The organism is Vibrio litoralis DSM 17657 (genome assembly GCF_000426765.1).
Taxonomy (GTDB): Bacteria; Pseudomonadota; Gammaproteobacteria; order Enterobacterales; family Vibrionaceae; genus Vibrio; species Vibrio litoralis.
This window is the reverse complement of the sequence record NZ_AUFZ01000019.1, coordinates 171,406-182,207: the sequence shown is the minus strand read 5'-3', so window position 1 is coordinate 182,207 and position 10,802 is coordinate 171,406. Positions and strand designations below refer to the sequence as shown.

Here is a 10,802-nt window from a genome sequence, read left to right as displayed (position 1 = left end):
AGTTGAATGTCGCCAGTTACGTCAGTTGTACGGAAGTAGAACTGTGGACGGTAACCTTTGAAGAATGGAGTATGACGACCACCTTCATCTTTCGAAAGTACGTATACTTCTGATTCGAAAGTTGTGTGTGGGTTGATTGAACCTTTCGCTGCCAATACTTGACCACGTTCAACGTCATCACGCTTAGTACCACGTAGAAGTGCACCAACGTTCTCACCCGCACGACCTTCGTCAAGCAGTTTACGGAACATTTCAACACCAGTACAAGTAGTAAGAGTAGTATCTTTGATACCAACGATTTCTACTTCGTCACCTACGCGTAGGATACCGCGCTCGATACGACCTGTTACAACAGTACCACGACCTTGGATTGAGAATACATCTTCAATTGGTAGTAGGAACGGTTGGTCTACAGCACGCTCTGGTTCTGGGATGTAGTTGTCTAGTGCTTCTGCAAGCTCAACAATTTTATCTTCCCATTGTTTTTCGCCGTTTAGAGCGCCTAGAGCTGAACCTTGGATTACTGGTAAATCATCACCTGGGTAATCATATTCAGAAAGAAGTTCACGAACTTCCATTTCAACTAGCTCAAGAAGCTCTTCATCATCAACCATGTCACATTTGTTCATGAATACGATGATGTAAGGAATACCAACCTGGCGACCAAGTAGGATGTGCTCACGTGTTTGTGGCATTGGGCCGTCAGTTGCAGCAACAACTAGGATACCGCCGTCCATTTGCGCAGCACCAGTGATCATGTTTTTAACATAATCGGCGTGTCCTGGGCAGTCTACGTGTGCGTAGTGACGTGATGGAGTATCGTACTCTACGTGAGAAGTAGCGATTGTGATACCACGCTCGCGCTCTTCTGGAGCGTTATCGATAGATGCGAAGTCTTTAGCTACACCACCGTACACTTTTGCAAGTGTAGTACAGATAGCAGCAGTAAGAGTTGTTTTACCGTGGTCAACGTGGCCGATAGTACCAACGTTTACGTGCGGTTTCGTACGTTCAAATTTTTCTTTAGACACAATCGTGTTCCTTCCTAGTTATGATTCGCTTTGACAAAGTTTGCGTCAAAACGCGCCAGAATTTGCTATTTTATGCGTCAATTTTCATCAACGCAATAGATTCATTGTTTAATAAGGCGATCAGTGATTAAACTCACCGCCAAATCAACCTTAACAGCGTTCTGCAATGATTGCTTTTGCAACATTGTTAGGCACTTCAGCGTACTCACTAAACTCCATGGAGTAAGAAGCACGACCTTGTGTCGCAGAACGTAAATCAGTTGCGTAACCAAACATGGCGGACAACGGAACTTGTGCACGAATTATCTTCAGGCCAGCTGTCCCCTCGTCCATACCTTCAATGATGCCTCGACGACGGTTAATATCGCCAACAACGTCACCCATCCAGTCTTCTGGAGTAGTTACTTCAACTTTCATCATAGGCTCAAGCAGAACAGGTTGCGCTTCAAGTGCACCCGCTTTGAAAGCCATCGAGGCGGCGATTGTAAACGCCATCTCACTTGAATCTGTTTCATGGTAAGAACCATCAAATAGTGTAGCTTTGACATCCAAAACAGGATAGCCAGCAAGTACACCATTATTCATCTGCTCTTCAATGCCTTTCGCGATTGAAGTGACGAACTCTTTCGGCACAATACCATTGGCAATTTCATCTACGAAGACAAAGCCTTCGCCAGGCTCGGATGGTTCAAGTTTCAACCATACGTGACCATATTGACCCTTACCACCGTACTCACGGATAAATTTACCTTCCGCTTTCGCCGTACCACGAATTGTTTCACGATAAGCTACTTGTGGGTTACCAACGTTGCAATTCACGTTAAATTCACGCTTCATACGGTCAACGATGATATCTAAGTGTAGTTCGCCCATACCTGAAATCAGAGTCTGGCCAGTTTCCGCATCCATATCAACGCGAAATGATGGGTCTTCCGCTGCTAGTTTACCGAGAGCGATAGTCATCTTATCTTGATCAGCTTGAGAGCTTGGCTCTACAACGATCTGAATAACTGGATCTGGAAACTCCATGCGTTCAAGAACAATTTTATGGTTCTGGTCACACAGTGTTTCACCTGTAGTCACATTTTTAAGACCAATGATGGCTGCAATATCACCAGCTCGTACTTCTTTCACTTCTTCACGCTTATTTGAGTGCATTTGAACAATGCGACCTAAGCGTTCACGTTGTTTCTTCACAGAGTTGTAAGCCGTTTTACCGCTTTCAACAACCCCTGAGTAAACACGGATGAAAGTTAAAGTACCAACAAATGGGTCGGTCGCAATTTTAAAAGCAAGTGCTGAAAATGGTTCTTTATCATCGGCATGACGCTCAACTTCATTTTCATTCTCATCAATACCTTTAATTGCAGGCACTTCGGTTGGTGATGGTAGGAAGTCAATAACAGCATCAAGTACCGCTTGCACCCCTTTATTTTTGAAGGCTGAACCACAAGTTGCTAATACAATCTCGTTATTCAAAGTACGAGCGCGTAGTGCTTGCTTAATTTCAGCTTCACTTAGTTCTTCACCTTCAAGATATTTATCCATCAACTCTTCTGAAGCTTCTGCGGCCGCTTCTACTAAATGGCTACGCCATTCTTCAGCAAGTTCTTGCATATCTGCTGGAATTTCTTCGTATGTGAAGGTCATGCCTTGATCGGCTTCATTCCAATTGATTGCTTTCATCTTGATAAGGTCGATGACACCCTTGAACTCTTCTTCCGCACCAATATTTAATTGGATTGGAACCGGAGTTGCACCAAGACGATTTTTAATTTGGTCAACAACGCGTAGGAAATCTGCACCGACGCGGTCCATTTTATTCACGAATACCAAACGAGGTACGTGATACCTGTCCGCTTGACGCCATACAGTCTCAGACTGAGGTTCAACACCAGATGACCCACAAAAAACAACCACAGCACCATCAAGCACACGCAATGAGCGCTCTACTTCGATCGTAAAGTCAACGTGTCCAGGGGTATCAATGATATTGACGCGATGTTCTTCGAATTGAGCTTCCATACCACGCCAGAATGTTGTCGTAGCAGCAGATGTGATAGTGATACCACGCTCTTGCTCCTGCTCCATCCAGTCCATGGTTGCAGCACCATCGTGAACTTCACCAATTTTATGAGAAAGGCCTGTGTAGAACAGAATACGCTCAGTTGTGGTTGTTTTACCTGCATCTACGTGCGCGCAAATACCGATATTACGGTAGCGCTCAATAGGAGTTTTACGAGCCACGATTGTATCCTCTTACTAAGGGAACCTTAGGTAGTTCCATCTATTTATCAATATATTTGAGCGTCGATAAATAGCAAAAATGTGCTGCAGGATATCCTGCAGCACAGAAGGTATAACTAACGTTGTTTCTTTGCGAGCAAAGAAGCTATTACCAACGGTAGTGTGCGAACGCTTTGTTCGCGTCTGCCATACGGTGAACGTCTTCACGTTTCTTAACAGCAGTACCTTTGTTTTCTGACGCATCTAGCATTTCAGCAGCTAGGCGCATTGCCATAGATTTTTCACCACGCTTACGCGCAGCTTCAACCAACCAACGCATAGCAAGAGCATTACGGCGAACCGGACGAACTTCTACAGGTACTTGGTAAGTTGAACCACCCACACGGCGAGATTTAACTTCTACCGCTGGACGAACATTTTCAAGAGCTTCTTCAAATACAGCTAAGTGATCTTTACCAGATTTCTCAGCCATAGTATCTAGTGCAGTGTAAACAATTTTTTCAGCAGTTGATTTCTTACCATCAACCATAAGGATGTTTACAAATTTCGCCAGCAATTCAGATTTGAATTTAGGATCTGGAAGGATCTTACGCTGGCCTATTACGCGACGACGTGGCATGGATGTTTCTCCGTTGTCTTCTTCAGGTTATCCAAAACTTTTCAGTTTTATCAAAATTAAATAATTTTAGTGTTTGGCCTTACTTAACGCTTTTCTGTTAAAACAGAAAGCTATTAAGACTTAGGACGTTTAACACCATACTTAGAACGACCTTGTTTACGGTCGTTAACGCCAGCACAGTCAAGAGCGCCGCGAACGGTGTGGTAACGCACACCTGGTAAATCTTTAACACGACCACCACGGATTAGAACAACACTGTGCTCTTGAAGGTTGTGACCTTCCCCGCCGATGTATGAAGTAACTTCAAAGCCGTTAGTTAAACGAACACGACATACTTTACGTAATGCTGAGTTCGGTTTTTTAGGAGTAGTAGTATATACGCGAGTACATACACCACGTTTTTGTGGACACGCTTCTAGCGCAGGCACGTTGCTTTTAACAACTTGCTTTACACGTGGCTTGCGTACCAACTGGTTAATAGTTGCCATTAAATAGCTCCTGATTTACGAAAATAAGCTTGTGAAAAATCTAATCCCAATTCCAAGCAACATTTAGATGAAGCGAGAAATAAGGACGCGAAATTTTATTCGTCAAGTGAGGATGTGTCAAGAAATATACAATCGTGCTGCCGAGTTTTTTTCTCTGGCAATAAGAAAAGTGTCAATTATGCTTAGATTAATCCCAAGTGATTGATTGAGCGTGCTGTTCTGTAAAATAAACAAAGCCTTTAAAATCAGTCAACTGAGCATCAACCTTTGCTAAATCAACCAAACCACGCGCCACAAGATCCTCTTGTAACACCCAGAAACGATCTTTTTGATCTTTCAATCCAATTAATGGGCTTGATTGGTGAAAAAGGGCGTAAACGGCATCTTCAACGAGTAACACTGCATCACCAGGTTGGATCAACTTGATCGCATCAGTCAGTCCTGATTGACTCTTTATAATATGTAGCATGTTTATTTGCCTTATTAAAATGTCAGGATCTTTTGGCATTGTTGGAGTTTTTCTACCATTTCAGCTTGGCTTAATGCACTATTTTCAATCAGCAAGTCGCCTGAGTTTACTTGGTAGTCGTTTAATGATGATTGGCAGGTATAAATGTTATCAATCTCGTATAAATCCAACAACTTAAAGGCTGAAATATAATCTCTAGACAAAATGCTTGCCGGCTGTTGCGCTGGCAGTAACTGAGTCACCCCTGCACCGATAAAAAACACATCAATATCTTCACAGTAAGCCGAAGCGGCTAACAATGCATCCAGCCCTTCTCTACCTTTTGCGCTCGTATGAGGGTGTGAGCGAAATACAAAACCTAAGCGCATTAAAACTGTACCACCCTATCTTGTACTAACATGGCTTCAGCAAGCCCACCTAGTCCTGCCAATTCAAGACCTTTAGCCACATTGCTGCTATCTCGCTCATGCGTTTTGGCTTCATTACTATCTAGAATGCCGCGGCGCAATGAAGCTGCAACACAAGACTCTAAACGCACCTTATGCTGTTCACTCAATTGCTGCCAAGCTTTGACTAGATCAAATTCATCATTCGCGGGCACAACCAAGCTAGAAGCATTATGAACCCCATCTTGATAGAAAAACACACTGACTAACTGGTGCCCTCTTTCAATCAAAGCGCAAGCAAACTGATAAGCACTGAGCGCAGATTGACTACCATATACCGAACCATTAACCAGCAAACTATAAGTCAGCACTTTTTCTGGTGAGGATAAACCTTGACTCATTTTTCGCCGTCCTCAATTTTGCGCTGGCGAATATATAAATAAACCGTGTGTTTGGAAATATTTAAACGATCGGCTACCCGATTAATCGCATCTTTGATATCGAAGATCCCTTTATCATAAAGATCCATCACGATTTGGCGATTTTTGGTATTGTTTGATACCGACTTATCAGCATTAATGTCTTCGATAGTGCGCTCAACTGTTTGATCCACCAGCTCTTCAACATCACTAGCAAAGTTAACCGACGAAGCCGCTTCTTCTGCTTCTGCGGTAGGCATAAAGGCGTGTAAAACTTGAGAAAATGGCGCATCTAGATTGATATTGATACACAGTAACCCAATCACTCGTTGCTCGCCATTACGGATCGCAATGGTGATCGACTTCATTAGTACACCGCCTTTGGCACGGGTAAAGTAAGAGCGAGAGAAATTACGCTGCGAACCTTCGATATCTTTTAGCATCTTTAGCGCTAAATCCGTAATCGGAGACCCGACTTGACGACCGGTATTTTCACCATTGGCAATTTTGACTGCAGAGGTATTTAAGTCCTCTAATGAGTGCAACACGATTTCACAATAATTACCGATCAAGCTAGCAAGACCATCGACTACTGCCTCATAAGAATGCAAAATAATCTTATCGTGCTCCGTAAAGGGCATAACATGAACAGATTCCATTTCTAACAATGCTTCCGAATGTACAACTTCAGATTGACTCACACGCACCTCAATTCCGTTTACGATAGATAACGGTTGACTAGACTGTCGAACAATTAAACAAATTAACGTAAGTTTATCAGAAAATTTGAAAGAGGCACGGCTCTAACTTCAATATGATGATTTAGAACAAATTATGGGTCGTATTTTCAATACGTTCAAAACAAAAAAGGCCCATCACATTGATGAGCCTAATTCATATTGATTTAATCAATTACTTTGCAGCTGGGGCCTCTGGTGCTTCCGCTGATTTCACTGACATCAACTCAATTTCAAAGACTAATGTTGAGTTAGCCGGAATTGTTGGTGTGTCTTGCTCACCGTAAGCAAGCTCTGGCGGGATCACAACTTTATATTTAGAGCCCACTGTCATTAGCTGTACTGATTCAGTCCAACCAGGAATAACACGGTTAAGAGGGAAAGTTGCAGGTTCTTTACGATCGTATGAGCTGTCAAACTTAGTGCCATCAACCAAGGTGCCTTCGTAGTTAACTACTACAGTATCGGTTGCTTTTGGTGAAATGCCGTCACCTTCTTTTTCAACTTGGTAAAGAATGCCTGATTCAGTCTTCTTCACACCATCTTCTTTTGCAAACTCAGCACGGAAATCATCACCGGATTTTTTAGCAGCAGCTGATTTTTCAGCAGCTTGAGCTTGCATCTTTTCAGAAACACGCTTATCTAGATCTTGTAGTGCTTGATGGGTTTCTTCTTCTGTCATACCAGCTTTTTGAGCAAATACGTCATCGATACCTTTTAATACGATATCTTTATCTAGGTTGATACCGATTTCTGCTGGTTTCTCAATGCTAGTATTTAGGTAGTTAGCAAAAGAAACACCAATTGCGTATGCCGCTTTCTCATCATCAGTTTTATATAGTGTTGATGCAGCTGCAGATTGTGTCTGATCAGCTTTTGCTGTTGTTTGTGCATCTTTTGATTCTTCTTTCTGACAACCAACTGCAAGTAGAACAGTGGCTGCAAGCAACGATACTTTAAAAATCGGTTTCATTAACTTCTCCAGCATGATGGCAAACCATCGTTATGGTGTATAAAAATTTATTCTATCAATGTGTTAGAACGTTCGAATTCTATATCTAGTCACCCTAGATGCGATTAATCTACATTAACACTATCACGTGCTTAATTTAAGCTATTGTTAACTGACCGTATTTTTTTAGCAAAGTTCCGCTTAACCCATAAAAATTAATCACCTTATTACTTCGCGTTTCAATAAAACACGACTTAAGTGACATTATTCACGCGATACCACGACTCAATCAATGATCTACAGTGCGGCATCTTTCAGGTATAATTTAGGTACAGTCGATTTAATAACTAACAGTGAATAAAATGCATTCAGATAATCTTACAAACGAATTAAAACAACGAATTGATGATCTCGAGTGTCAAGTCGCTTTCCAAGAACAAACCATCAATGAACTTAACGATGCCTTGAGCCAACAGCAAATGTTAATTACTCGCATGCAAGATCAAATGAAATTCGTCGTCGGAAAAGTAAAAAACTTGGATGCGTCAAACTTAGCCGATGCGTCGGAAGAGACCCCACCACCGCATTACTAATTCACATTGTTGTTTTTTATCTTTAATTTAATAAGTAAGTTGTTTCTATAATCAAAAACGCCAACGTTAGACGCTGGCGTTTTTTTTAAGATTAGTGAGAGCAGCTACCGCCGCCATTTCCATCACAACCTTCTTTTTTCTCTTCATGATCATGGCCACAGCAGTCGCCATCGTGATCATGATCGTGGTGATGACCACCCGCTTGATGTACATGGCCGTGAGCCACTTCTTCTTCCGTTGCTTCACGTACCGCAACAACTTCAACATCAAACGTTAATGTTTGACCTGCAAGCATGTGGTTACCGTCAACGACAACTTCATCGCCATCCACTTCTGTGATTTCTACTGGGATCTGACCTTGGTCGGTATCCGCTAAGAAACGCATGCCAACTTCGATTTCATCTACACCCTGGAATACGTTAGCAGGAACACGTTGAACCAAACCTTCGTTGTGCTCACCGTAAGCGTCTTCTGGAGCAATGGTTGCAGAGAATTTATCGCCGGCAACTTTACCTTCTAGTTCTTTTTCTAGGCCTGTAATTAGGTTGTTGTGACCGTGTAGGTAGTCTAGTGGCGCTTCAACCGTTGATTGGTCTACTACTACACCGTCTTCTACTTTTACTTGGTACGCCAAGCTAACAACAACGTTCTTTTCAATTTTCATATTCGCTCCAAATTCAGATTAAGCGTGAGAATGTGTGAACACTTAATCTCTATGTGCAAGATAATGGGGATAAGCCAGACAGATTTCAATCGCTAATAAAGGATTATTTTACAAACCTAGCGAATATCTTGCGCTTAGCAATCATTATTCTGGCTTAAAAATACCGATTAATTGTTCTGAAGTATGCAAACTGGAGCTAGCCGAACTGGTTTCTACCGCTTGTGGTGTCTTTTGTTCCACATAATCACATTCCACACACTCAACCACTTCAATTTGGTTTTCTTCCCATACACGCAAACTATCGCTTTGTTTACAGTTTGGGCAGTTAGCGCCAGCAATAAATCTCTTCTTTGTTTTCATACCTATCCTAGTTTTATAGCTTGAATTGAGCTTGGGTCTATTCACCCTAATCCCAATGCTGTTGCGTTTGACGATCGCTTTCCATCTCTCGGTCGAAAATTTCTTCTAGTTCTTTGCGCGCTTCTTTAGCTCGAATTCCCATATCTTTATCTTCCATATGCAAAGGCAATAACTCTTTTAGCATCGTGGTATCGAGTTTTCTAAAATGCGCTTCTGCACGCTTGGCTTGATAAGGATGCATACCCAATTGAGTTAACACTTGTCGCCCTAAATCAAGAGCACCTAAGAAAGTCTCACGCGAAAATAATGTCACACCGATATTCATCAATTGGTAAGCCTCAACCCGACTACGGGCACGCGCGAGAATTTTTAAATGCGGAAAATGCTGTTTACACAACTCCGCGATCTTTAACACTTCATCCGGCGAATCGGTACAAATGGCGATAGCTTTGGCTTTTTCAGCGCCAGCGGCTCGTAACAAATCAAGCTGAGTGGCGTCACCGTAATACACTTTGTAGCCAAATTTACGTAAAAGTTGAATTTGGCTGGCATCACTTTCTAATACCGTGATGCGGATCTTATTGGCATACAATAAACGCCCTACCACTTGGCCAAAACGCCCGAAGCCAGCAATGATAACTTTCGGCTCTTCATCGACCACATCCGATTGCATGTTATCGCTAACGTTAATGGTGCGATCAAACCATTTTTGCTGAGCCAGTAATATCAAAGGTGTGGTCATCATAGATAAGCTCACTACTACTAGCAGAAACGAGCTCATTTCCACGCCAAGCAAGCCGTGACCTTTTGCGGCAGTAAACAAGACGAAAGCAAACTCACCGCCCTGGCTTAAGATCGCCGCCATACGACTACGTGCTTTTGCTCGAGTGCCCATCAGACGAGCGAGTAGATAAAGAATAAAACCTTTAATACTCACCAATGCCACTACTGCGGCCAGAATTTTAATCGGATAAAGCGTTAGCAGTTCAAGGTTAACCGCCATGCCCACCGACATAAAGAACAAGCCAAGTAACAGCCCTTTAAATGGCTCGATGGCACTTTCTAATTCATGGCGATACTCACTTTCTGCCAATAACACGCCGGCCAAGAATGTGCCTAATGCCATAGATAAACCAAGCTGCTGCATGATCACCGAAATACCAATCACCAATAACAAGGCTGCTACTGTAAATAACTCGCGAACTCGGCTCATCACCACATAACGAAAAATGGGCCGTAACAGGTAGTGGCCACCGACTAATAAACCAACTACTCCACCAATCATCCAAACCGCATCCAGCCAGTCACCACCAACATTACCGGCTAACAAAGGAAGTACTGCTAGCATTGGAATGACCGCGATATCTTGAAACAGCAAAACTGAAAAACCAGACTGACCGGTTTCCGTTCCCGCTAACCCTTGCTCTTCAATAACCCGTAATGCAATTGCGGTCGAAGAAAGCGCTAATCCCATGCCGATCACTAAGCTATTTTGCCAGCTGACGCCAAAAGCATTGGCGATCGTCGAAATCACTAGGGTTGTCACTACCACCTGCGCGCCACCTAAACCTAGGATCGGTATGCGCATTTGCCAGAGTTTTTTGGGGTTTAGCTCTAGACCAATCAAAAATAGCAATAACACCACTCCGAGCTCAGAAAAGTGCATCACGCTATCCACGTCGCTAATTAAACCTAGTCCCCACGGACCAATCACAATCCCCGCTAGTAAATAGCCCAATACTGAACCTAAACCTAAACGTTGCGCTAAAGGGACTGCGACCACAGCGGCGGCCAAAAACACTACGCCACTTTCTAAAAAATCAATTGTTGATGCCAT

Annotated in this window: 13 protein-coding genes; 1 reads left to right on the top strand and 12 read right to left on the bottom strand. The window is 42.8% G+C overall.

Translation table 11 applies throughout. The features are described 5' to 3' along the window. The 9 genes from tuf to fkpA form a co-directional block, all read right to left on the bottom strand. Window positions 1–1,031 (bottom strand): elongation factor Tu (gene tuf / locus K358_RS0108915; protein ID WP_027695472.1); only part of this gene is annotated, 1,031 nt, incomplete at its 3' end. A 150-nt stretch (window positions 1,032–1,181) separates the two neighbouring features. After that, the gene (gene fusA / locus K358_RS0108910; protein WP_027696493.1) at window positions 1,182–3,278 is read right to left on the bottom strand and encodes an elongation factor G; all 2,097 of its coding nucleotides are present in this window, start codon (window positions 3,276–3,278) and stop codon (window positions 1,182–1,184) included. 148 nt (window positions 3,279–3,426) lie between these two features. Next, complete coding sequence (rpsG, locus tag K358_RS0108905) at window positions 3,427–3,897, bottom strand: 30S ribosomal protein S7 (RefSeq protein WP_027696492.1); 471 nt, start codon at window positions 3,895–3,897, stop codon at window positions 3,427–3,429. Between the two features lie 113 nt (window positions 3,898–4,010). Then, window positions 4,011–4,385, bottom strand: a complete 375-nt coding sequence (gene rpsL / locus K358_RS0108900; protein WP_004737194.1) for a 30S ribosomal protein S12 — start codon at window positions 4,383–4,385, stop codon at window positions 4,011–4,013. Window positions 4,386–4,572: 187 nt separating this feature from the next. Beyond that, window positions 4,573–4,854: a sulfurtransferase complex subunit TusB gene (tusB, locus tag K358_RS0108895; RefSeq protein WP_027696491.1), complete on the bottom strand. Its 282-nt coding sequence runs from the start codon at window positions 4,852–4,854 to the stop codon at window positions 4,573–4,575. A gap of 14 nt (window positions 4,855–4,868) precedes the next feature. Continuing rightward, entirely contained in the window at window positions 4,869–5,222 is a 354-nt protein-coding gene (tusC, locus tag K358_RS0108890; RefSeq protein WP_027696490.1) for a sulfurtransferase complex subunit TusC, read from the bottom strand. Further along, entirely contained in the window at window positions 5,222–5,641 is a 420-nt protein-coding gene (gene tusD / locus K358_RS0108885) for a sulfurtransferase complex subunit TusD (RefSeq protein ID WP_038150006.1), read from the bottom strand. Before tusD ends, tusC begins: the two co-directional genes overlap by 1 nt. Next, window positions 5,638–6,318: a helix-turn-helix transcriptional regulator gene (locus K358_RS0108880; protein ID WP_226981126.1), complete on the bottom strand. Its 681-nt coding sequence runs from the start codon at window positions 6,316–6,318 to the stop codon at window positions 5,638–5,640. The genes tusD and K358_RS0108880 overlap by 4 nt, the downstream gene beginning before the upstream one ends. Window positions 6,319–6,571: 253 nt before the next feature. Next, window positions 6,572–7,369: an FKBP-type peptidyl-prolyl cis-trans isomerase gene (fkpA, locus tag K358_RS0108875; protein ID WP_027696487.1), complete on the bottom strand. Its 798-nt coding sequence runs from the start codon at window positions 7,367–7,369 to the stop codon at window positions 6,572–6,574. 341 nt (window positions 7,370–7,710) lie between these two features. On the opposite strand from fkpA, the gene K358_RS0108870 reads away from it, so the two are divergent. Continuing rightward, window positions 7,711–7,941, top strand: a complete 231-nt coding sequence (locus K358_RS0108870) for a SlyX family protein (protein ID WP_027696486.1) — start codon at window positions 7,711–7,713, stop codon at window positions 7,939–7,941. A 91-nt stretch (window positions 7,942–8,032) separates the two neighbouring features. Here K358_RS0108870 and slyD read toward each other — a convergent pair whose 3' ends face one another. The 3 genes from slyD to kefB form a co-directional block, all read right to left on the bottom strand. Beyond that, window positions 8,033–8,605 carry a peptidylprolyl isomerase gene (slyD, locus tag K358_RS0108865; protein WP_027696485.1) on the bottom strand — a complete coding sequence of 191 codons (573 nt, stop codon included), beginning with the start codon at window positions 8,603–8,605 and terminating at the stop codon, window positions 8,033–8,035. 144 nt (window positions 8,606–8,749) lie between these two features. Continuing rightward, window positions 8,750–8,965, bottom strand: coding sequence for a YheV family putative zinc ribbon protein (locus K358_RS0108860; RefSeq protein ID WP_027696484.1), 216 nt, complete (start codon window positions 8,963–8,965; stop codon window positions 8,750–8,752). 46 nt (window positions 8,966–9,011) lie between these two features. Next, entirely contained in the window at window positions 9,012–10,802 is a 1,791-nt protein-coding gene (kefB, locus tag K358_RS0108855) for a glutathione-regulated potassium-efflux system protein KefB (RefSeq protein ID WP_027696483.1), read from the bottom strand.